Annotated in this window: 21 protein-coding genes; 10 read left to right on the plus strand and 11 right to left on the minus strand. The window is 59.3% G+C overall.

From position 1 onward, the window contains the following. Nucleotides 1–6: 6 nt before the first annotated feature. Entirely contained in the window at nucleotides 7–2,271 is a 2,265-nt protein-coding gene (gene pheT / locus M017_RS0102935; RefSeq protein WP_031495657.1) for a phenylalanine--tRNA ligase subunit beta, read from the plus strand. A gap of 36 nt (nucleotides 2,272–2,307) precedes the next feature. After that, a complete protein-coding gene (locus M017_RS26200; RefSeq protein WP_080507468.1) occupies nucleotides 2,308–4,974 on the plus strand; it encodes a S9 family peptidase in 2,667 nt (888 codons plus the stop codon). Here the strand turns inward: M017_RS26200 and M017_RS0102945 are convergent. Beyond that, nucleotides 4,960–6,201 carry a deoxyhypusine synthase family protein gene (locus M017_RS0102945; protein WP_051669456.1) on the minus strand — a complete coding sequence of 414 codons (1,242 nt, stop codon included), beginning with the start codon at nucleotides 6,199–6,201 and terminating at the stop codon, nucleotides 4,960–4,962. The genes M017_RS26200 and M017_RS0102945 overlap by 15 nt on opposite strands. Continuing rightward, entirely contained in the window at nucleotides 6,198–6,953 is a 756-nt protein-coding gene (locus tag M017_RS0102950) for a PIG-L deacetylase family protein (RefSeq protein ID WP_031495661.1), read from the minus strand. The genes M017_RS0102945 and M017_RS0102950 overlap by 4 nt, the downstream gene beginning before the upstream one ends. 62 nt (nucleotides 6,954–7,015) lie before the next feature. Between M017_RS0102950 and ilvD the strand changes: the two genes are divergently transcribed. Together ilvD and M017_RS0102960 are read left to right on the plus strand one after the other, a co-directional pair. After that, entirely contained in the window at nucleotides 7,016–8,692 is a 1,677-nt protein-coding gene (ilvD, locus tag M017_RS0102955) for a dihydroxy-acid dehydratase (RefSeq protein ID WP_031495663.1), read from the plus strand. Between the two features lies 1 nt (nucleotide 8,693). After that, nucleotides 8,694–9,536 carry a sugar phosphate isomerase/epimerase family protein gene (locus M017_RS0102960; RefSeq protein ID WP_051669457.1) on the plus strand — a complete coding sequence of 281 codons (843 nt, stop codon included), beginning with the start codon at nucleotides 8,694–8,696 and terminating at the stop codon, nucleotides 9,534–9,536. A gap of 265 nt (nucleotides 9,537–9,801) precedes the next feature. Here the strand turns inward: M017_RS0102960 and M017_RS0102965 are convergent, their stop codons facing one another. From M017_RS0102965 to M017_RS0102995, 7 genes are read right to left on the minus strand one after another with little or no spacing between them, the layout of a single operon-like run. Continuing rightward, nucleotides 9,802–10,842, minus strand: coding sequence for an inorganic phosphate transporter (locus M017_RS0102965; RefSeq protein WP_031495667.1), 1,041 nt, complete (start codon nucleotides 10,840–10,842; stop codon nucleotides 9,802–9,804). 15 nt (nucleotides 10,843–10,857) lie between these two features. Then, complete coding sequence (locus tag M017_RS0102970) at nucleotides 10,858–11,469, minus strand: DUF47 domain-containing protein (RefSeq protein WP_031495668.1); 612 nt, start codon at nucleotides 11,467–11,469, stop codon at nucleotides 10,858–10,860. 52 nt (nucleotides 11,470–11,521) lie between these two features. Then, nucleotides 11,522–12,319: a tRNA 2-thiocytidine biosynthesis protein TtcA gene (locus tag M017_RS0102975; protein WP_051669458.1), complete on the minus strand. Its 798-nt coding sequence runs from the start codon at nucleotides 12,317–12,319 to the stop codon at nucleotides 11,522–11,524. Between the two features lie 19 nt (nucleotides 12,320–12,338). After that, nucleotides 12,339–12,566 carry a hypothetical protein gene (locus M017_RS0102980; RefSeq protein ID WP_031495672.1) on the minus strand — a complete coding sequence of 76 codons (228 nt, stop codon included), beginning with the start codon at nucleotides 12,564–12,566 and terminating at the stop codon, nucleotides 12,339–12,341. After that, nucleotides 12,563–13,660: a hypothetical protein gene (locus tag M017_RS0102985; protein WP_155121200.1), complete on the minus strand. Its 1,098-nt coding sequence runs from the start codon at nucleotides 13,658–13,660 to the stop codon at nucleotides 12,563–12,565. Before M017_RS0102985 ends, M017_RS0102980 begins: the two co-directional genes overlap by 4 nt. Next, complete coding sequence (locus M017_RS0102990; RefSeq protein WP_031495676.1) at nucleotides 13,650–14,276, minus strand: hypothetical protein; 627 nt, start codon at nucleotides 14,274–14,276, stop codon at nucleotides 13,650–13,652. The genes M017_RS0102985 and M017_RS0102990 overlap by 11 nt, the downstream gene beginning before the upstream one ends. Continuing rightward, on the minus strand, nucleotides 14,273–14,866 hold the full coding sequence (locus M017_RS0102995) for an RNA polymerase sigma factor (protein ID WP_035957630.1): 594 nt from the start codon (nucleotides 14,864–14,866) through the stop codon (nucleotides 14,273–14,275). The genes M017_RS0102990 and M017_RS0102995 overlap by 4 nt, the downstream gene beginning before the upstream one ends. Before the next feature lie 66 nt (nucleotides 14,867–14,932). On the opposite strand from M017_RS0102995, the gene M017_RS0103000 reads away from it, so the two are divergent. The 6 genes from M017_RS0103000 (at nucleotide 14,933) to M017_RS0103020 (ending at nucleotide 19,424) form a co-directional block, all read left to right on the plus strand. Beyond that, the gene (locus M017_RS0103000; protein ID WP_031495679.1) at nucleotides 14,933–16,072 is read left to right on the plus strand and encodes a thiolase domain-containing protein; all 1,140 of its coding nucleotides are present in this window, start codon (nucleotides 14,933–14,935) and stop codon (nucleotides 16,070–16,072) included. A 4-nt stretch (nucleotides 16,073–16,076) separates the two neighbouring features. Further along, nucleotides 16,077–16,271, plus strand: a complete 195-nt coding sequence (locus tag M017_RS0103005) for a Zn-ribbon domain-containing OB-fold protein (protein ID WP_031495681.1) — start codon at nucleotides 16,077–16,079, stop codon at nucleotides 16,269–16,271. Further along, entirely contained in the window at nucleotides 16,268–17,428 is a 1,161-nt protein-coding gene (locus tag M017_RS0103010; RefSeq protein WP_031495683.1) for a pyridoxal phosphate-dependent aminotransferase, read from the plus strand. Before M017_RS0103005 ends, M017_RS0103010 begins: the two co-directional genes overlap by 4 nt. Before the next feature lie 27 nt (nucleotides 17,429–17,455). Then, nucleotides 17,456–17,848, plus strand: a complete 393-nt coding sequence (locus M017_RS0103015; protein WP_155121201.1) for a hypothetical protein — start codon at nucleotides 17,456–17,458, stop codon at nucleotides 17,846–17,848. Between the two features lie 28 nt (nucleotides 17,849–17,876). Further along, nucleotides 17,877–18,020 carry a phosphotransferase gene (locus M017_RS30570; RefSeq protein WP_155121202.1) on the plus strand — a complete coding sequence of 48 codons (144 nt, stop codon included), beginning with the start codon at nucleotides 17,877–17,879 and terminating at the stop codon, nucleotides 18,018–18,020. Nucleotides 18,021–18,362: 342 nt separating this feature from the next. Then, nucleotides 18,363–19,424 (plus strand): IS5 family transposase, encoded by a 1,062-nt coding sequence (locus M017_RS0103020; protein ID WP_031495380.1) that lies wholly within the window; start codon nucleotides 18,363–18,365, stop codon nucleotides 19,422–19,424. Nucleotides 19,425–19,571: 147 nt separating this feature from the next. On the opposite strand, the gene M017_RS0103025 is transcribed toward M017_RS0103020, so the two are convergent. Beyond that, the gene (locus M017_RS0103025; protein ID WP_031495687.1) at nucleotides 19,572–20,984 is read right to left on the minus strand and encodes a DUF1501 domain-containing protein; all 1,413 of its coding nucleotides are present in this window, start codon (nucleotides 20,982–20,984) and stop codon (nucleotides 19,572–19,574) included. A 19-nt stretch (nucleotides 20,985–21,003) separates the two neighbouring features. Beyond that, a complete protein-coding gene (locus M017_RS0103030) occupies nucleotides 21,004–22,923 on the minus strand; it encodes a DUF1549 domain-containing protein (protein WP_031495688.1) in 1,920 nt (639 codons plus the stop codon). Nucleotides 22,924–22,999 lie beyond the last annotated feature (76 nt).

Here is a 22,999-nt window from a genome sequence, read left to right on the forward strand (position 1 = left end):
TCCACCTTGAAGTTCTCCTACCAATGGCTCACTGAGCTGGTTGAAGATCTCGACATCGACGCGAAAGAAGTTTCCCGCCGCATCACCCTGCACACCGCAGAGAGCGAGGGCGTCGAAGAGCACGGCGCGCTGTGGAAGGGCGCCTGCCCTGCCACCGTCCTTAGCGTCGAGAGCATCCCCAACGCCCACAATGTCAAAGCGGAAGTCGAAACCGCCCTCTACGGCAAGAAGACTCTCGTCTGCGGCGCGCCGAATTGCCGCGCCGGCCTGCGCACGATCTACATCCCGCTTGGTGTCAAGCGCATCAGTGGGGTTGATAGCGACGGCATGCTCGCCAGCCCCGCCGAACTCGGCATCAACGGCGACCACGACGGCATCATCGAACTGAGCGAAGACTTCGCGCTCGCCCCCGACGCGATCATCGAGATCGACAACAAGAGCCTCACCCATCGCCCCGACCTCTGGGGCCACTACGGCATGGCGCGCGAACTGGCCGCCATCCTCGACAAGCCGCTGGTCGACCCGGTCAGCTTAGAACTGTTGCCCGAGGGCGACCCGCAGGTTGCGGTCGAAGTGCTTGACTCCCATCTCTGCCCCCGTTTCTCGGCCCAGCTCTTTGAAAACGTCAGCGTCACGGACTCGCCCTACTGGCTGCAGTACCGCCTGCAATCGATCGGGCTGAACTCGATCAGCAACATCGTCGACGTCACCAACTGGCTGCTCGCCGAGCTGCCGCAGCCCACCCACGCCTACGACGCCGATAAGATCCACGGCAAGATCATCGTCCGCCGCGCCACCGACGGCGAAACAATGCTCGCGCTGAACGGCGAAGAGTATACCCTCACCGCCGAAGACCTCGTCATTGCCGACGAACAGGGCGCCATCGGCATCGCCGGCGTCATTGGCGGCAAGGCCAGCTCCATCGGCCCGGACACCAAGCGCATCATCCTGGAGGCGGCAAATTTCAACGCCTCGGCCGTGCGCAAGACAAGCTCCCGCCTGAAGCTGCGCACCGACGCCTCCATGCGCTTTGAGAAGGCGCAGGACCCCGTCAACACGCTGCGCGCCATTGCTCGCGGCGCGGAACTCTTTGAGCTGGTCAGCCCTGGCATCCGTGCCGTAGGCGGCCCCACCGACGTCGCCGCAGTGGCCAAGCCGTTGCCGGTCATCACCCTTTCCCTGCCCTGGCTCACCCGTAAGCTGGGCCGCGAGATCGCCAAGCCCGAGGTGATTGGCATCCTCACCCGCCTCGCCTTCCTGGTGGAAGACCGGGGCGACACGCTGCTGGTTACTGTCCCCAGTTGGCGCGCGACCAAGGACGTCTCGATACCGGACGATCTCGTCGAAGAAATCGGCCGCACCGTGGGCTATGCCACCATCACGCCGGTTGCCCCGGCCATGCCCGTCGTGCCTCCTCCGGTCAATGAGGAGCGCCGCTACTTCAACCGTTTGCGCAACGTCGCCACCCAGCACGGCTATCACGAAATCTACAACTACTCGTTTATCAGCGAAGCGCAGGCCAGCCGTCTCGGCGTGCCACTCGCATCGCATGTGCGTGTGTTGAACCCCATCGCCTCCGACCAGAGCCTGATGCGCACGACGCTGCTGCACGGCGTCCTCAAGAACTTTGAGGACAACCGCAAGCACTTCGACGCCTTCCGCTTCTTTGAGATCGGCAAGGAGATCCACAAGCAGCCCTCCGGGCTTCCATCCGAGGTCCCGCACCTGGTCGCTGGGGTTTACCAGAACGAAGGCGCGCTCCAGGAGATCCAGAATCTGGTCCGCGCCATCGCCCCGCAAGCGAGCTTTGAGCCGACCACAGAAGTCCACGCCTACGAGCATCCGCAGCGTGTGGCGATTGTCTTCCTCGATGGCGTCCCAATCGGCCGCATCTTTGAGTTCCATCCAAACTGGGTGGAAGGCCGCGCCGCCGTGCTCAATCTCAATCTCGACACGCTCGCGCCCCTGCTGGCCAAGCCGGTCCGCTATGCGCCCATCCGCCGCTTCCCAGCCAGCGAGTTCGATCTCAGCGTGCTCACCGCGCCGCGTGTCTACGCCAATGCCGTCGAGAGCGTTCTGCGGAGCGCCGCCAGCACGGCTGTGGAGCAGATTGCCTTCGTTCGCGACTTCACCTTGCCCGACCAGAAGCGCAGCCTCTCCTTCCGCGTGACAGTCGCCAACAAAGAACGCACCCTCACCCAGGAAGAAATCACTGCAGAACGCGACGCGCTCATTGCCGCCATCCGCTCTGCGGGCTTTGAACTTCGCTAGCGCTTTTCCGTACTCTGAGAGAAGAGAACTTCTCTCATGCACCTTTTCAAACTCACGCTGCTCTCCGCACTTGTGGCGCTTCCCTTGCTACCGCAGGGGCTGCCGCCGCTCATTGATCGCGAACTTCTTTTCGGCAATCCCGAAATCGCCGGAGCGCAGCTTTCGCCCGACGGCAACTTCATCGCCTTCCAGAAGCCGTACAAAAACACCCGCAACATCTGGGTGAAGGAAACAAACGAACCCTTCTCGGCGGCACGGTTGCTCACCCAGGAGACCAAGCGGCCAATCAGTGGCTTCTTTTGGAGCGCCGACTCGAAGTACATTCTCTTCGTCAAGGACAACGATGGCGACGAGAACTTCAACGTCTTCGCCGTCGACCCCAAGGGCATACCCACCTTCGGCTTTGATGCCCCCATCGCCCGCGATCTCACTGGCCTCAAAGGCATCCAGATCCAGATCTATTCGGTGCCCAAGAAAGATCCCGACACCATCTACATCGGCCTCAACGACCGCGACAAGGCCTGGCACGATCTGTACCGGCTGAAACTCTCGACAGGCGAAAAGACGCTGCTCCGCAAGAACACCGACAAGATCGCCTCCTGGAACTTCGATGAGCAAGGCCAGCTTCGCCTCGTCATGCAGGTCACAAATTCCGGGGAACAGCAGATCCTGCGCGTCGACCCCGAGGCCTTCACCAAGATCTATAGTTGCGATGTGTTTGAATCCTGTGGCCCGGTTCGCTTCCATAAGGACAACAAGCGGGTCTATCTGGAAACGAACAAGGGCTCGCGCGACCTCAGCGAGCTGATCCTCTTCGATCCGGTCACGCTGAAGGAGGAATCCGTCGAATCCGATCCGCTCAAGCGCGTGGACTTCGGCCAGGCCCGTTTCTCCGATGTCACCGACGAACTCACCCTCACCATCTATAACGACGAGAAGGTCCGCCGCTACTTCAAGGACAAGACACTCGAGGCTGACTACAAACTGTTGCAAGCCCGCTTCCCCGGCCTTGAAATCGGCTTCGGCTCCCACTCGCGCGATGAGCAAGTCTGGCTCATCAGCACCACCGGCGACACGGAACCTGGCGCAACCTATCTCTTTGATCGCAAGACGAAAAAGACGACGCTGCAATACAAACTCCGCGACAGCATCCCCCGCACGTCCCTCTCCCCGATGACCCCCATTCGCTACAAGTCGAGCGACGGTCTGGAGATCCCGGCTTATCTGACGCTCCCGAAAGGCCTCTCCGCCAAAGGACTGCCTGTCCTCGTTGTGCCCCATGGCGGCCCCTGGGCCCGCGATAGCTGGGGCTTCAATTCGATGGCCCAGTTCTTTGCCAATCGCGGCTACGCGGTGCTGTCACCCAACTTCCGCGGCTCCACCGGCTATGGCAAGAAGTTCCTCAATGCCGGCAATGGCGAATGGGGCCGCAAGATGCAGGACGACATCACCTGGGGCGTCAAGCATCTGATCGCCCAAGGTACGGCTGACCCCAAGCGCGTCGGCATCCTCGGCGGCTCCTATGGCGGATACGCCGTGCTCGCCGGCGTCGCCTTCACCCCAGACCTCTACCGCGCCGGTGTCGACATCGTCGGCCCCTCGAACCTCATCACACTGCTCGACGCGATTCCGCCCTATTGGGAAGCCGGCAAGAAGATCATGTTCTCGCGCATGGCCGACCCGGCCACTCCGGAAGGCAAGGCCTGGCTCAAAGCGCGCTCGCCGCTGAATGCCGCCGACAAGATCAAGACCCCGCTGATGGTGGTGCAAGGCGCCAACGACCCGCGTGTCAATAAGGCCGAGGCAGAACAGATCGTCGTCGCCTTGCGCGATCACAAGTCCCCGGTCGAATACCTGCTCGCTCCCGACGAAGGGCACGGCTTCCAGCGCCCGGTCAACAACATGGCGATGTTCATGGCGATTGAAAAATTCCTCGCCAAACAGCTCGACGGCCGCTATCAGGAAGGTGGCACGCCCGAGGTTGAAAAGCGATTGCAGGAGATCACAGTCGACCCGAAAACCGTCACCCTCACCAAGAAAGCGGATGCCAGCGAAGTCAAACCCGCGACGCCCACAGCGCTCACCCCTGGCGTCTACCATTACCAGGGCAAGCTCAGCTTCGGCGGGCAGCAGGTGGCCATCAAGCTCACCAGCACAATCCAGGAAGAAGACGGCAACTGGGTGGCCACGGACCTGATGGAAACGCCCATGGGCAAGGTGTCAGACGCAGCCACCCTCGACAAGGCCACGCTCTACGTCAAGAAGCGCAACATCCAGCAAGGCCCGGCGAACATCGAGATGATCTATGACGGCAACAAGGTCAAGGGCAAAATCGTGATCAACAACGAGGAGCGTCCAATCGATGGCGACATTGGAGGCCCGCTCTTTGCCGATGCCGCCGGGGCCCAGCAATCCATCGGCGCCCTGCCCCTTGCCGAAGGCTACACTCTCGTTTACCGCAACTTTGACCTCACCGGCCAAAAAGCAAAGCTGCTGCAACTGAAGGTGGCTGGAACCGAAAAAGTAACGGTTCCAGCCGGGAGCTTTGATTGTTACCGGGTGGAAGTAATCTCAGCCGAGGGCCGTCCGGACAAGATGACGATCTGGATCGCCAAAGACACGCGGCAACCGGTCAAGACCACCACGGTGATGCCGCAGATGGGCGGCGCCACGATGGAATCGGAACTCCTACCGCAGCGCTAACGGATAATCGAGGCCTTCCCGCAGCCACTCGTGGTTCAACTGGACGGCCTCGCGCAAAGACTTCACAATCTCTTCGCGCTTTTCAAACAGACGATAGCCCGTCTTCGGCCGCAGATAGCCGCGCGCTTTCGGGTTGTGCGCAAAGAGATGCTCTTCGCCCACTTCCTCGGCCTTCTTCGCATAGTAGGCGCGGTTGTCGAGCAGCGCCTTCACGATAAAGGGCATGACAAGCGAATAGTCGCACTGCAGGCTCTCCGTCGCCTCGGTATAAGTGTCCTTATCGACCTTGCCCCAGGTGACGGCCTCGGCTGGGAAACAGCTCGACAGCGACCCGTCGGTCACCGGCGCGGTGACGATCTGGACATCGAAATTGTAGCCACGTACATTCGGCAGGCCGAGGATCTGACCCAGCGCCGGCTCCGGCTGCAGGTTGTAATTTTTCGGCACGCCGCCGCCGAGAATCAGGGTCGCCAGTGCTCCCACCGGATTCTGGAAAATGCCCCAGTAGTGATAGGCGCAAGCCTCAAAGACTTCGGCATGGAGATCGAGATCGAAGTTGTAATCCTCAATCAGCCCGGCCTGCTTCATGGCCCAAAGCTTCATAGAATTCAAGAAGACGCTGCCGTCGCCCGGAGCGCCCACAAAAATCGGAATCGCCAACCGTTCACAAGTGGCCAGCAGACCTTCGCTCGCCCCATTCGCCTGCTCCTGCGCTGCATAGAAGCGGCCCAGGATGTTACGCATCTCCGTGCCCGTCATCTTCCGTTGGAACTCAGGGCGCTGCAACATCGCGGTCAGGAAGCGATCCTGATCAAACAGCACGTCCTCATCAAAGGCCATGTCTGTCACGCGAATCGTCTTGTCATCGCGTAAAGCCGCATCGTCGCCAAAAATCGGCACCTCATGCACCGGATTCTTGTGCCCGTTCAAGCTGCGATGACCATCGTGGTAACAGACCGCATCTGTTGTGGACAAATAGGCAATCCACCCGGTCTCCAGCAGCGGCTGGAGCCAGGTCTGGTGCTGACCACTCACCGTGATCGGCCCGGCAATCGAAAGCGTGAACGGGCAGCCCATGCCAATTGCGGTGTCGAGAATCGTATACACACGCCGCAGAAAAGCGCCGCCAAAAGCAGGCAGGCAACTGAGGAAGACATCATGCAGGCTGTCGCACTCGTCGACGCGCTTGGTCAGGACGGTACGTTTTTCGGGATGGTGGTGGCTCATAAGTTAACTACGGTCGTGAGACGCTCAAACATTTCCTGAAGCAATGGGGTTTGCGGATAAGGATGACCATGATACTGACGGAAGCCTTCCGCATAGGCAAGGCCCGCCAGGGCGCCACGTCCTGCGGTCCAGCGAATGCTGCTGTCCACATAGTCGTCGAGCCCATGCTGTTTCTTCAACCAGGCTCGCTGCGATTCATGGCAGCCAATCAGCGCAGCCTTCATCTCGATGGTCTCGGCGACATCTACCAGGAACTCCGGACGCAGGGTGTTGCCATCGCGATCGATGCCGCTGGTGGAATCCATGAAATAGAGATGGGGAATGTGGTCCAGTGCCGGGTGCTCGCCCGGAACATAGTTCGGGGTACTGGCGCCAAAGCACGCATCGCGCACCAGCAGATGCGTCGCTTCGTGGTCGCAGTGATAATCGGGCGTGTTCGCCGTGATGACAATATCGGGCCGCACGCGGCGCAGCAACTGCGTCATCTTCTCCCGCCCGGCCTCGTCATTAAAAACACGCATGTCGCGGTATTCGGCGCAGATATAATCGGCTCCCAGCATCATGGCCGCAGTTGCCGCTTCCACGCGGCGCAGGGCGGCAATTTCTTCGGGTCCCATCTCAGCAGAACCGCAATCGCCAGGCGTCATGGTGCAAAAAGTAAGGGAAACACCCGCACGGGCTAACAGCGCAAACGCGCCTCCGGCAAGGATTTCAATGTCATCGGGGTGAGCATGGATAGCCAGAATTCTCATGTTTCTTTGGGGAAACTCTCATTCTCGCACGTAGGCGCAGGCCCCCCGATTGATAGGATGAGATGTTTATGAACCTCAAGAGCTATACCATCACGCAAGGCCGCGATCGCGCACCTGCGCGTTCCATGTTGAAGGCAATCGGCTTTACGGATGAGGATTTGCGCAAGCCGATTATCGGCATCGCAAACACCTGGATCGAGACGATGCCCTGCAACTATAACCTGCGTGAGCTCGCCGCCAAGGTCAAGGAAGGCATCCGCGCCGCGGGCGGCACGCCGATGGAGTTCAACACCGTTGCCATCAGCGACGGCGTCACGATGGGCACTGAGGGAATGAAGGCCAGCCTGGTCAGCCGCGATCTCATCGCTGACTCGATCGAGCTTTGCGCGCGCGGCTACATGTTCGACGGCATCATCGCCCTGGTGGCCTGCGACAAGACCATCCCCGGCGCGGCCATGGCCCTGCTGCGGCTGAACGTCCCCGGCGTCATCATGTACGGCGGCACCATCATGCCCGGCAAGCGCAACGGCATCGACATCACGCTCCAGGACGTCTTTGAGGCAGTCGGCGCCAACGCCGCCGGCAAAATCAGCGACGAAGAGCTGCTCGACATCGAAAACAAGGCCTGTCCGGGTGCTGGTGCTTGTGGCGGCCAGTTCACCGCCAACACCATGGCGACCGTCATGGAACTGATCGGCCTCGCGCCGATGTACACCGGCAGCACGCCGCAGGTGGACCCCGACAAGGATGAAGTGGCCCGCCGTTGTGGCCGCATCATTGTCGACGCCGTCAAGCGCGACTTGAAGCCCCGCGACATCTGTACCCGCACCGCCTTCGACAATGCGATTGCCAGCGTCGCGGCCACCGGCGGCTCCACCAACGCCGTGCTCCACCTGCTGGCCATGGCCCAGGAGGCGGAAGTCCCCTTGAAGATCGACGAGATCCACGCAATCAGCGCACGCACCCCGTTGCTCAGCAATCTGAAGCCCGCCGGCCGCTTCACCGCCGCCGATGTGCATACCGCAGGCGGCATCCCGGTCGTCGCAAAGTTCCTGCTCGAAGGCGGCTTCGTCGACGGCAGCGCGATGACCGTCACCGGCAAGACCTTTGGCGAAGAAGCGAGCGCCGCCGTGCCCACGCCCGGCCAGGAAGTCATCCAACCCGTCAGCAACCCGATCAAGAAGTCGGGCGGCCTCGTCATTCTGCGCGGTTCGCTGTCTCCCGAAGGCTGCGTCATCAAGGTCACCGGAATTGAGCGCAAGGGCCAACGTGGCCCGGCGAAGGTCTTCGAGCGCGAAGAAGACGCGATGAAGGCAGTCACCAGCGGCCAGATCCAGCACGGCGACGTCGTCGTCATTCGTTATGAAGGCCCCAAGGGCGGCCCCGGCATGCGTGAGATGCTCGGCGTCACCGGCGCGATCATGGGCGCCGGTCTCGGCGACACCACCGCACTGCTCACCGACGGACGCTTCAGCGGCGCGACGCGCGGCTTCATGGTGGGCCACGTCTCGCCAGAAGCAGTCGACGGCGGTCCCATCGCCTTTGTCGAAAACGGCGATATGATCAACATCGACATCGAGAAGTGCACCATTGACCTCGAAGTGGAGGAAGCAACGCTTGCCGCCCGCAAGGCGAAGTGGACCGCTCCTGAGCCCAAATACAAAACCGGTGTCTTCGCGAAGTACATCAAAACGGTCGGTTCCGCCAGCGAAGGCGCGATCACCTCAAAGGTCTTCTAAAATGCTCACCAGACGTTCGCTCCTCGCAACCGTACCTCTTGCACTCAGCGCTAAGGCGAAGCCCCGGCTTCGCCCGGCGCTGTGCGCCTACTCCTTCCGTCAGGATCTGCAGAAGGGCACCTTGAAGTACGAAGACCTGATCGGCATAGCGGCCGACAACGACCTTGATGGCGTCGATCTGACGGTCTACTGGTTCCCGAACACGGAAGACAGCTTCCTGATGCCGCTCAAGCGGGCGGCTTACAAGGCCGGAATCGAGATCTATTCGATTTCGATTCGCACCGAGTTGACCCGGCCCGCCGGACCCGAACGCGACAAGATGATTGCCGACATCAAGAAGTGGGTGGACGTGGCAGAGAAGTTGGGCGCCGGGCACATCCGTGTCTTTGGCGGCCCGATCCCGAAGAATTCGACCGAAGACGAAGCCGCAGGCTGGGTGGCAGAAACACTCCTGCCTGCCGCCGACTACGCTGGCAAGCACGGCGTCATTTTAGGGCTTGAGAATCACCACGGCGTCACCGATCGAGCCGACACTATCGTCAAGATCGTGAAGAAGGTGAACAGCCCCTGGGTGGGCGTCAATCTCGATACGGCCAACTTCCCGACGCGCATCTACGAACAGATCGAAACCATCGCCCCCTATGCGGTGAATGTACAGGTGAAGGCGATGATCAAGGACGAGAACGGCCCCGCGCCCTCCGACTGGGACCGCGTCGCCAAGATGCTCACCGCAAATAACTACCGCGGCTATCTGGCGCTGGAGTACGAAGAGAAGGAAGATGCCTCCATCGCGACTCCTCCGCTCTTCAAGAAACTACGCGAAGTCTGCGCCCGCCACTCCTAAGCAAAGTTTTCGCCTCCGCCGGGTGCATCGCCAGATCGAACAGCGATGCACCCGGGAAATTACGGCAGTCTCAACATCATGCTCAATTCATGCCACAGATGAAGGGAGACGTCATCAATATCTCTTCCATCGTCAGCAGTCTATCGCGCCACGAAATTTGCAGTGAGCGCAATCTCAGAAGGGCTCGGTCAGGAGTGGCCGATGCCACAGCCGGAAGACATCGACGGGAGAACGAGATCATGGTCCGTCCCACGCGCGGTGCCGATTAGAAGTGTCCGACAAACACCCGGATGAGGGTCATGCAGATGGCTGCAACGAGCGCTGCGGCCGGTAAGGTCAACAGCCAGGCCCACAGGATGTTGGTTGCCAGTCCCCAGCGCACCGCCTTCGGACGCCGGATCGCGCCCACCCCGGCAATCGCGCCCGAAATGACGTGAGTGGTGGAGACGGGAATGCCCAGATAGGTTGGAAACAGAATCGCCAGCGCACCGGCGGTTTCGGCACAAAAGCCGCCGCGCGGCTTCAAGCGGGTCAGGCGTGCGCCCATCGTCTTCACGATGCGCCAGCCACCCGTCATCGTGCCCAGCGCGATGGCGGCGTGCGCCGACAGAATCACCCACCAATCGACTCGGAACTCCTCAAGATACCCGGCAGCCACCAGAACGCCAGCGATGATGCCCATGGTCTTCTGCGCGTCATTGGCGCCATGCGAATAGCTGAACAGCGCCGCCGAGAGCAGTTGCAAGTGGCGGAACCAGCGATCCATGCGCCGGGGAGTCGCATTCCGGAAGCCCCAGTAGACGATGATCATCAGCAGATAAGCCAGCGCCATACCCAGCATGGGCGCCAGCACGATAAAGAACAGCGTCTTCACCCAGCCTTGGATCACAATGGCATGGAAGATGTTGGACAACCCCTCGTCAAATGCGACGCGGGCAATCGCTGCTCCCGCATAACCACCAATCAAGGCGTGCGAAGAACTGGTGGGAAGCCCAAACCACCAGGTGATGAGATCCCAGGCGATCGCGCCTAGCAAACCCGCCAGGATCACCAGCGGTGTCACATACTTCAGCTCCACCATCCCCGAGCCCACGGTCTTGGCGACCCCAGCCTCCCCGGTGAGGAAAAGCGGTACAGCCGCAGCAAAATTGAAAAAAGCAGCCCAGACAACAGCCTGGAAGGGGGTTAGCACACGAGTCGCGACGATAGTCGCAACCGAGTTCGCTGCGTCGTGAAAGCCGTTGATGTAATCAAAGGCCAGCGCGACAAACACGATGAGGAGGACTAGAATCAGCGTCTCAGACATAATGCTTTTGAGGCGCTAGCTGTTCTTGACCACAACAGTCTGCAAGACATCGGCAACGTCCTCACAGGCATCGGTCGTGGACTCGAGGAGGTCCAGAATCTCTTTGAGTTTCATCACGCGAATCGCATCCGTGGTTTTGAACAAGGCGGCAACGGCGCGGCGGTGCACATGGTCAGCCTGTTCTTCGAGAGCATCCACCTGGCGGCAAAACTCGATGATCGGTTTGTCCTTGCTCAAGGCGCCAAAGGCGGCCGCAAGTGACGTCGCGCACTTCTCGGTCAGATCGCAGAGCTCCTGCACCTCAGGCGGGATGGGAGCAATCTCATAAGCGTCCAGGCAGTGCACGGTGTCCTCAAGCAGGTCGAGACAGTCGTCCAGATGCGAGCCAAGCTGATGGATATCCTCGGGATCGAGGGGGGTAATAAAGGTCTGGTTCAAGCGCGTGAAGATCTCACGCACAATCGTGTCGCCTTGACGTTCCAGCTCGTCGATACGCATTGCCGCTTGAGGCAATGCCTCCGGACCCTTGCGGCAGGCCTCGGCTAGTACCGAGGACGCCTTAAGGATCAAACTGGCTTGCGCCTCAAATTGATCGAAAAATTTCTCTTCGCGTGGAAGGAGCCGCATAACCCGAATCTCAGTCTCTCATCACCAGGATTGCCATTCCATTACAACTCAGTTACGATTCCGTAAAAATCCGAAAGGGGCTGGCGCCGGCAGGCTCCAACTCTTCGTCATCTTGATCGGGGTCCAGGTAGCGGCTGTCGAGCAGGCGTTGGGGCTTGATGTTCCCGAGAGCACTCAACAGGGAGTCCTTCAAACGGGGATGATCTTGTTCCATCTCGGCCAGAAAATCACGAACACTGCGGCGAACGGTTCCAGTCTTCTGCGAGCAACCGCAGGGAATCACCGGACAACCCAAACCGCGCGCGAACTCGGTTGTCAACGACTCGGGAACATAGACCAGCGGCCGGATCAGCCGGAAGTCCTTGTTTTTCGAGTAGGTGACCGGCGGCAGAGAACTCAGTGCGCCCGTAAACAGGGCATTGCGCAGGAAGGATTCGCAGAAGTCGTCCGCCGTGTGACCGAGGGCGATCACATTCACGCCGAGATCCTTACAAACCTCATAGACGGCACGGCGGCGAAATCTCGAACAGAGATCGCAGCCATGATCCGGCTCGTCTTCCAACAATCGCAGGCTGGGCGGATCTTCAAAATGATGCCACTCGACGCCGCGCGAAAGCAGCCACTCACCATAGGGTCGAATCGGGGCAAGGAATTTGCCCTGTTCAATCGTAAAAGCACAGACCTTGAAGGAAATGGGTGCGCGCCGTTGCAATAACAGCAGCGCTTCGAGAAGGGTAACGGAGTCTTTGCCGCCGGAAACTCCGACAGCCACACGATCCCCTTCACGAATCATTTTGAATTTCGTAACCGCTTCTCCGACTTTGCGGAGCAGCGTCTTTTCAAGGTCCAAGCTCCTATTATCCGCGAGATCAGAACGGAGCGGGGAGTTGGACCACCTCAAAATGTAGGGGATTGAGGCCGCGATTGCTCAAATTGGTAAAACAGGCGGTCGCCGAGCCCCCAACAGCCACAATTTTCCGCAGTGGAAGGCGGTGGATGTCGTAAATCTCGAGGGCAACCCATTGCCCGGTCAAAAGATCGCGCAAAGGAAGACTGAGTTCCTCCGGCGAATAGCCAATCGCTTCGTCAATGTTCACTGTTTGTTTAACTCTTCGAGCAGCGCAGAGAGCCCGCGACGGCGGTAGATGTCACTCAAGCGCTGTTCTTCCAGACTACCCGGAATGAGTTTGGACAGACGAGCCTCGTCCCGGAAACTGCTGGGCGGAATCCAGACATCGCCATTAGAAAACTCCACTTGCTGGACAAAACCGCTTACGCTATCGATACGTACGGCCGCACCTTGTGCGCGGGAGAGTTGCAGGCTGGTTGTGGGCTGTACCGTACCGCCCGCCTTCGCTTTCATCGAAACGGCGGCCGGAAGAGCACCTGCCGAGAACTCGCGGCCTTCCGCATCGCGAATAATCAAACCCATCTCAATCGAGCGCACTTCGCGGCGATCGCGATTCTCAAACTGGAGCTGTGGGATGCGGAGCTCGTTGCCACTGGCCAGCGCCGTGCCACCGACAGCCTCCACAGGGAGATCCGCCTGGTGCAAGAAAGCAACTTCGATCGGACGTTCGTTGGGGAAGGCGGCGGGAGCCCGCGCGAGACGAATATCGAGTTTCGGACGGGCCAGATCCTGAGCCAGAATCTCAGTCATCGCCCGGCGTAAACCGTCCTCGCCATTGCGGGCGAGCACCTGCTTGAAATGCTGGCGATCCCGGCGCGCTTCGAGTTCCCAGGCCGTCAACTGGCGGCGGCTGCTGAGATGATTCGGGCCATAGAAAGAAAGATCCTCAAACAGCGCGCCATCGAGCTGCACCAGGACAATCGCCGACGCGCCGCTGCTTGCCGGTTGCAGCAAGCGCAGATCGATCTTCACTGGAAATTCCTGGCCCGGATAGACATCGAGACTGGGCACCGAGACGCTTGCCTTGCCGCCCGCGGCCACTTCCTGCGAGGAGACCTGCAAGGTGATGCCACGCAGGCGCAACCGCGACGTGTTCTTCAATTTCAAGGAAGTGCGGAGATCGACAAACAGCGCACCTCCACGTGCCGCGGCCCGGCTTTCGCCCCATCCAGAGCTGACCACCGCGACAGGAGAATCGGCAGGGAAGTTCACCTTGAGCGCATCTTCTGCCGCCAGACCTGCAGCAGCCATCAGAAGTGCCGAAACCGCTTTACTCCACATAGATCTGACTCACTGTGACCTGACCGGAATCCTGATCGACAGCTGAACTGCGGATACTGCCTTCCAGGCCCAGCTCCACGCGGGCCGGTTGTGAGGCCGCACTGCGCAGCAGAAAACCTGAGCCTCCGCTTTCGACACCGACGCCCGTCCGGTCGGCCTTGAGAAGGGCATGATCGGTACGCACCTGAGCGACAGAGGCATCGCCTGGAATGCGATTCAAATAGGGATTGTTCACACGCGGACCCGCCAGAAACCAACCCGTAATCACGGTGGCGCAAAGAGTGCCAATGGCGATGGCAGCGCGCCAACTAATGCGCGGTTCGGAAGACTCTTCCTCCATATCCCGGCCAAAGTCCTGGCGAATCGCACTGACATCCAGTCCTAAACGGATGTTGGCGTACATTTCGCCTTCCAGCTCCGCCCAATTCATCGCGCGGGGCAGTTGAAACTCATCGACAGCCTGGCGCACGCGCGAGGCATCGTCCTTGTAGGAGGCAATGCGGGCGCGGCAGGCGGGACAAACAAGAGCGTGCGCAGTGGCACGCAATCGGTCGAGAGCGGGAAGGTCGCCGCTAGCAGCGAGAATCGCCGTTTGTTCATTCAAATGTTGACTCATTGTTCCCCCTTTCTCTTCAGGAAGACGGCGCGGAATTTTGTCCGCGCATTGGCAATGTGGGAGCGGACCGTGGCCGGAGAGCAGCCCAGAATTCTGGCGACTTCGTTGGCAGGCATGTCTTCCACATCCCGCAGCACCAACGCGGTACGTTCCCGTACACTCAACGATTCCAGGCAATAATCCAGATGCTCGGCTTCTTCGCTGCGCAACATTTCCACATCAGCGCGGCGATTCACCGGGTCGGGCAGGGGAGTTTCGAGCGAATCGAGCTCGGTGAAATTCACCCGGCCTTTGCGGCGGAGAAAATCAATTGCCGTATTGCTGGCAACACGCCCGAGCCACTGCGCGCCTTTCTGGGCATCCTTCAATTGGTCCTTACGCTGGAGCGCTTTGATGAAGGTCTCCTGCGTGAGGTCCTGCGCATCGGCGACATTGCCGACAATGCGATACACAATCGAGAACACACGCCGCAGGTTTTCGCGGACGAAACGGTCCTGCGCTTCCCGCTCGGAAGCCGTAGGCGTCGAATTGGATGCGGACCGGGCCGGCATAGGGCGTTCTTCGATCACATCGTGCGCCGCAAATTCCATCTGACAAGATGACGATTCCAGAGGCAAAAGCGTGCAGCGCGCCAAACAGGGCTACGATTAAATTATATGAGACCCGTCTCGGTTGCCGGAATCGGGAAGACGGCGTTTGGGGCTTTTCCCGATCGCGACCTGAAAAGCCTGGCAGTGGAAGCGATTACGAGTTGCCTGACCGATGCGGGCGTCGGGCCCGAGGCCGTGCAGGCTTTTTATCTTGGCAACTTCGATGGGCCTTCCTTCACCAGTCAGAATCACCTGGCTCCTTATGTTGCCGGAGCCGCGGGCATTTCCGGCGTTCCCGCAACGCGTTTTGAAGCGGCTTGCGCCTCGGGCGGCAGTGCGTTTTTCCACGCATTTCACGCCGTAGCGAGCGGCCTTTATGAGCGGGTGCTCGTGTGCGGCGTCGAGAAAATGACCTCGCAGACGACAGCCCGGGTGGCCGATATTTTGGCCGGCGCCGGAGACGCCCAAACCGAATCCAGCGTCGGAGCCACTTTCCCCGCGATCTTCGCGATGATTGCCCGCCGCCACATGTTCGAGTACGGCACCACACGCGAGCAACTGGCCGCCGTCGCGGTGAAAAATCATTACAACGCCAGCCTCAATCCGCAAGCCCATCTGCGCAAGGTGATCACCATGGAGCAGGCGCTGAACGGCAAGCCGGTCGCCGAACCCTTTACGATCTACGATTGCTCGCTCGTCAGCGATGGCGCGGCAGCGATTCTCATTTCGTCGGCGGAAGATAGCATCCGGGTAGCAGCCTGCGCCCAGGCCTCCGGTCCGGTAGCGCTCGCCGACCGCAGCACCATCACCAGCTTTGCCGCGACACAAATTGCAGCGCACAAAGCCTATGCGCAGGCCGGCATCACGCCACGGCAGGTGCAGGTGGCTGAAGTCCACGACTGCTTCACCATCGCCGAACTGATCGCGATGGAAGACCTTGGCTTTGTCGAAGCCGGACAAAGCGGCCCCTGGGTGGCCAGCGGAGCAACGGCCCTGAGTGGCGAGTTGCCCGTCAACACCTCGGGTGGCCTCAAGGCGAAGGGGCATCCGGTGGGCGCCACCGGAGTGGCGCAACTCTGCGACCTGGTGCTGCAGATGCGCGGCCAGGCAGGAGCCCGCCAAGTCAAAGTTGCCAATCTGGCATTGGCGCAGAATCTCGGTGGCAGCGGCGCAACCAGCGTTGTCACCATCCTACGGAAACCTTGAACACATGACACTTGCGACGGTCTACACAGAAACAGTCATCCACTCCGCACCGGAGCGCTTCGCAGCCGAGGCGCCCTATCAGATTGCACTCGTGGAATTCGAAAATCAGAAACGGGAGATGGTCCGCATCATTGGCGAACGCGTCTCGATTGGCGACCGGGTGGAAAAGACCGAAACCGGCTACCAGGTGAAGAAGTGAAGGCCGCCTCGCGAATCCAGGAGCTCCAACTCGAAGGTGCATTCTCGGTTCTCCAAAAGGCGCGGGCGCTCGAAGCCCAAGGCAAACACATCATCCATCTCGAGATTGGCGAACCCGATTTCGACACACCGAACAACGTCGTCGATGCCGGCAAAAGCGCGCTCGACGCGGGCTGGACGCATTACGGCCCAACCCTCGGCTACGAAGACTTCCGCCAGGCGATTGCCGAACATGTGGCCAAGACGCGCGGCGTGCCGGTAGAAGCAAAAAACGTCTGCGTCGTGCCGGGCGGCAAGCCGATGATCTTCTTCCCGATCCTCGCCCTGGTCGAAGCCGGAGACGAAGTGATTCTCCCGAACCCGAGTTTCCCCACCTATGCGAGCGCCGTCCGCTTTGCCGGGGCAACCCCGATCTCGATTCCGCTCGTTGAGGAAAACGACTTCAGCTTCGACATGCAGCGCCTGCGCGACAGCATCACGCCGAAGACCAAGCTGCTGATTCTGAACTCGCCCGCCAACCCCACTGGCGGCGTGATCCCGGCGGCAGACATTCGCGAGATCGCGCGCCTCGCCGTCGAACACGACTTCTATGTCTTCAGCGACGAGATTTACTCGCGCATGTATTTTGACGAAGCGCCGCGCTCGGTGCTGTCCGAGCCGGGTATGCTCGAGCGCACGATTCTGCTCGACGGCTTCTCCAAGACCTATGCAATGACCGGCTGGCGTCTGGGCTATGGCGTGATGCCGGAGTGGATGCTCGATGCCATGCAGAAGCTGCTGGTGAACGCGGTGAGTTGTACGGCCAGCATGGTGCAGCGGGCGGGCCTGGCGGCGCTCACTGGCGACCAATCGCCGGTAGACCGGATGATGGCTGAGTTTCGGGAACGCCGTCAGCTTTTTGTTTCGATGTTGAACGAGATCCCGGGTGTCCACTGCCGCATGCCGAACGGAGCCTTCTATGCCTTCCCCAACATCAAGGGCACTGGAATGAGCAGTGAAGTGCTGGCAGACCGGCTGCTGCGCGAAGCAGGAGTAGCGGCGCTAGCGGGCACGGCCTTTGGCGAATACGGGGAAGGATACCTGCGTTTCAGCTACGCCAACAGCCGTTCGAATCTTGCCGAAGCAGCAATGCGGATGAAGAAGCTGTGTATGGGCTAAGATGGGTCTTTCGCCATCCAACGTCCCATGAAGATCCTACACGCCTTGATGCGTTTCTACGCTTACCTCTTCACCCTGTTCATTTCCCTATTTCTCGGCGGTATCAGCCTGGTTGCCTTTCTCTCCGGGCTGCACAACTGGAAACTCGATACCTTCATCTGGACCGGTCAAGATCTCTCGATCGCGATGCTGACCCTTGCTGTATTGGGAGTTGCGGCAGTGCTCTTGGCGTTCTTCAACATCTTTCGCGGCCTGCTGCCGCTGGTGGCGCTGGCAATCTTCGGGATCATCATCTATGGCTTCTTCTGGAACTCCTACAAGTTTGCCGACCGCGACCAGTTTGACTCGATTCTCCTGCTGGCCGTCGCGGCTTTCGTAAGCTTTCTGTGCAGCCTGATGCTGTTTCGCCGCCAGCGCTAGACGCGCTCACCAACACCACATCTTCTGCATGTCCATCGTTCGCGGTTGGCGACCGGCAGAAATTGCCATACCCCACGAGATGGTCTCGTGTCACAACGACCTAAAGCCGGAAAATGTTCTTTTCAACGGACGCCGTGTATCGCTGGTGGATTGGCAGCCTTCCTTCTGCTAGGTTCATGGGGCAAGCCAGTCAACCAGAGTGAGTCATTGCCCTCATTCCACAACTTTCACCAACGACTCTGGAAGCTAAGATCAAGCTGGCAGCCAACGAAATGAATGTCGTCTATGACAGGATTCAACGGGATCAATTCTTGCAGAACATGCGGCAAACACGATTTGACGAAGCATTGAGAATCGTCTCAGAGCGACATGCCTGCAGAGAACTTTTCCCCAAAGTCAGATGCAGGGCGGCGGGCCACCTGGCAAGCGAAAAACCCAGGGACCAGCCCTAAGAACTTGTTGAAAAACTCGCCGCTGGATGTGACGCTGAAATATTTTAGAGCATCTATGTTTTATGCGCGGAACCGACCAGCAACAAAGAACCCTGATCAGCTACGTGAACCTTGAAGATCGGATCGCAGAGGACCATCCACTGAGGAAAGTACGGCAACTGGTAGACGGGTTGCTCAAGAGCATGGATGGAGAGTTTGAGCAGATGTATTCGCGAGTGGGGCGTCCTTCGATTCCGCCCGAGCGTCAGCTCAGAGCGTTGTTGTTGCAAATCTTCTACTCGGTGCGCAGCGAGCGCTTGCTAATGGAGCAGTTGGACTACAACCTGTTGTTCCGTTGGTTCATTGGGCTTGAGATCGATGAGCCGGTTTGGAACCACGCCGTATTCAGCAAGAACCGGGAGCGGCTGTTGAATGAAGAGGTCGCGCAGAAGTTCTTTAGCCGGGTCAATGAGTTGGCCTCTGGATTCATGTCCGATGAGCACTTCACGGTGGATGGAACGCTGATCGAAGCCTGGGCAGGACAGAAGAGATTTCAACGAAAAGATGGCGAAGGCCCCAAAGATGGCAAGCAGTTCCACGGCGAGAAGCGCAGCAATGAAACGCACGAGTCCAAGACAGATCCAGATGCCCGCTTGTACAAGAAGGGGAATGGGCAGGAAGCCAAGCTCAGCTACCTCGGCCACATTGTGATCGAGAACCGCAATGGTTTGATCCGTGAGGTGATGAGCACGCAAGCCGATGGTCATGGCGAAGCCGATGCCGCCTTATTGATGGCGGCCAAAATAGCGCGGCCCGGCAAACGCATAACGCTGGGGGCCGACAAAGCTTATGACCGCAAGGACTTTGTCAAAACAGTGCGCGAGTTGGGAGTGACCCCACATGTGGCGCAGAACAACAAGAATCGCAGAAGCGCCATTGATCAGCGTACGACAAGGCATGAAGGGTATCGCATGAGCCTCAGCAAGAGGTGGCTTGTAGAGAAGGCCTTCGGATGGATGAAGCAAACGGGCGGACTGAAAAAGATCAAGCTGCGGGGAATCGATAAGGTCGGATGGCTGGTCACTTATACAGCCGCAGCTTACAATCTGCTTCGAGTCAAAACCCTGCAGGAGCAGTGTGCCTAAATGACGGAAAATGGCCCAAAATCAATGGTTTTCGGCCTATCGCGGGAGCGCGGGCAGGTTCAATTTTGAGCAATGATTCAATACATCCTCATCCAGATACCATCATATTCGCGGTAGAGGGGTATTTTTCAACAAGTTCCTAAGCTATCAGCCCTGCCAAAGCTCATGAACCGGGCCATAGAGATCCTGATCTGAGAAGGGCACGTACTCAAAACCGCGATTGAAGGGGTCATCGCGACGGACCGTGGTCCAGTCGATACCGAGCGCCGAGTAGATCGTGGCTTCGATATCTTCCGGACGAATGCTGCGTTCGCGGCTCCAACCGGGATCGCTCGTATCACCGCCACTCGCATCCGTCGTGCCAATGCTGCGCTTGCCCTTCACGCCAGCGCCAGCGATCAGAGCCGACTGCTGGAGGTAGTGATCGCGACCGGAAGTCATGTTCGGCATCCCCGTCGTACGGCCAAATTCCCCCATGGCAATGACCAGGGTGTCATCGAGGAGGCCGCTCGCCTTCATGTCTGCTAGCAGGGCGCCCATCCCCGTATCGAATTGCCGGGCAAGCGAATTTGCATTCGTCGGATTCAACGCGCCAGTGTAGATATTCGCGTGATTGTCCCAGCCGCCGAGATTCACTTGTACGAAGCGGGTCCCCTTGTCTGCAGCCAGAAGATTGCGCGCCACAATCAGCGCGTTGCCAAAGCCGGTGTTGCCAAAGCGAGCCCGTTCATCGGCGGAAAAGCGAAAGAGGCTATCGATTTCAGAGCGATACATGAGCTGCCGTGCGGAGGCATTGAAGGCGGTCATTTCATCGCCCTTGGCCCCGAGCAGTCCACTGCTGCGCATCTCACCGTCCAGATCGTCGAGCAAAGCAGAGCGCCGGGTGAAGGCAGCCAGCCCGTCCGGGTGCGTGGTGCCGGAAGGTGGATTGCCCCCGGGGCTAAAGTAAAAAGGCGCTACGCCGGGCGGAAGATAGCCGGCCCCCGGACCATCGCTCGCATTCAGATTAAAGAAGGGCGGCAAGGTCTTGTCAACGCTGCGCGCCGCCAGTTCCAGGGAGACGACAGAGCCAATGTGCGGCGCAATGCGGGCGAGTCCGCTCACCGGGTTGCGGCCAATCTGCACCCAGGTGCGCGCCAGTTCATGCACAGCGGCCCACGGTTTCATGCTGCGCACCAGCGCAATCGAATCCAATTGTTCGGCGAGGTTGGGGAAGAGTCCGCGTGGCCAGCGGATTTCGCCGTAGCTGGTTGGGTCAAACGCTTTCGGAAGCCAGGAGCCTTCCTTCAAATCGAAGGTATCGACATGACTGGGCGCTCCGCTCATCATGACGAAAATGACATTCTTGGCCTTGCCAATGGGAGTCACAGAGGCCTGAGCGATGCTCTCCATGGGCCGGCCCGGCAACAAGAAATAACCGCCAATGGCCGAACCGAGATGCCGAAAGAAATTACGCCGGTTGAAATGAGGGGATTTCCAGAACCAGGTGCCCTTGATGCCGCTCCAGTCCATGCCGAAGCGATCTTTGCCGGTGGGCTGTTCTCCGTGTATCTGATCCATGTTCCCTGCCTCTCGATCCCTAATAGCTGAAGATGAACTCCTGCTTGTTCATCAGCACCCAAGCCATGTCTTCCACTGCCGTGTTCTTGGCGGTCTGGACCGCACCGGCTTTCGAGAGGAAGGCGACTGATTTTGCGCGTTCGCCATCGGAAGGCCGGCGGCCAAGAAATCGCAGGAATAATTCATCGACCATGGTATCGACGTTTGTCATGCCTGCGATGCTTTTCAGGACACTGGAATTCGCAATCTTCGCCCGTGTCGTCACGAACGAATGGTTCATGAGGTTGAGTTGCTGAAGAATGCTGCCATTCTGCGAACGGAACTGGGTGTCGCGATTGCCACGCAGAAAGAAGCCCATGAAATCCCGCACCGCCGTGTTGCTGGACGGCTCCACCGGCTCCGGCATTCGCATTGCCCAACTGACGGGCTCAGCCCAGCCACCGATGGTGTATTTGCCAAATACGTTGGTCGCGGTCTGGATGGCATCGTGGATCTCTTCACCTTCAAGACGGCGGGGATAATGGCGTGCAAAGTACGGGAGCTTTTCGAGACTCCAATCGGCGCCGTAATCAGAACTCAACTGGTAGGCCTTCGAGCTGACCAGAATGCGCATGTACTCCCGCATATCGAATTTATTCTCGATCAACCAGTCACTCAGGCGTTCGAGCAGTTCGGGATGGGTGGCCTGGAGAGTCCAACCGGCCGGCGGAGGATGATTGGGATCCAAACGCGCCGGATCGAGTTGATCCACTGGTTCCACCAAGCCAAGGCCGAAAAGTTCCTTCCAGAATCTGTTTCCGAAATTGCGCGCGAACATACGGTCCGCGGTGAGACGTTTGGCATACAGAGAGCGCCAGTCGCCACTGGCGGCTTCGGGATCGTCCATCCGCCAGACCGGCATTACCGCCTTCAGCGTCCCGATCTGGACGCGCTTCGGACGATTGCCGTAGGAGGTATTGAGATTGTAGCTCCCGCTCGTCGCGTCGCTGATGTCAGTGGAACCGGGGTACTCAGGGTCGTTCTGGCTGCGGTCCGTGTAGCGGAGCCGCGAGAAGTAGGCCGCCATCTGGTAGGCTTCGAGGCGCGTCGCCTTCTTGCCCCACAGCGTGAGCTGGTCCAGATGACCACGGCCATCGTGGCAAAGCAGGCAGTCATAATGCCCCATGCCCAGGAAGGCTGTAGCGCTGCGGGCAAAGAGCGTGTCGTAGCTGTCCTGAATCGGGCCACCCGGCGTACGCCAACGATTTTCCCAGGTGGTAGGAGCATCCACGCCGCCTGCTTCGGTGTTCCCTTTCGCGGTGAGCACCTCGAAAACAATGTCGCGGATCGATTGATTCTGCGAGACGCTGGAGCCAATCCAGGTATAGAAGTTGTTGCGGGCGCCCACGCTCTGATTGCGGAAGGAATTCACCCGGGCGTTCTGGAGCAGATCGCCCCACCAGACACTCCACTTGTCCGTGTATTCCCGCGAATACAATAAGCGGTCGATGAGATCGTCGCGCTTGTTCTTGTTCCCGTTGTTGAGAAACTCCTTGTACTGCTCGATGGTGGGAATACGGCCCGTCAGATCGAGATAAAGACGGCGGACAAATTCCTCGTCGGTGGTCAGGCGTGCACTGGCGATACCAGCCGCCGCCATCTTTGTAAAAATCGCCTCATCGATGAAGTTCGCCGGGGAGAAGGAGGAAGGTTCCACCGTCGCGCTGGCTGTCGCAGCCCGCTCACTTTTGAAGGCCGTCAGACGCTGATTGACCAGCTCACGAACGCGCGCTTCGCGTGCGACATAGAGGTCAGGCGCAGCCTGAAAACTGCAATTCGCGCCCGCCGGCCCACTGCTGCTGTCCTGCGCAATCGTAGGAGAAATGCAACTGAGTGCAACCAACAGCGCAGTCAGTTTCTGATTCGACGCTCCTCCAAAAGGAGAAATGGACTGATGCATTCCGATCCCCAACAAGGGCCCCCGCTGGGATCAGTATACCCAACAGAAAGATCGTGGAAAGGGATCGCTAGCAAGC

The sequence above is a fragment of the Bryobacter aggregatus MPL3 genome (assembly GCF_000702445.1).
Taxonomy (GTDB): Bacteria; Acidobacteriota; Terriglobia; order Bryobacterales; family Bryobacteraceae; genus Bryobacter; species Bryobacter aggregatus.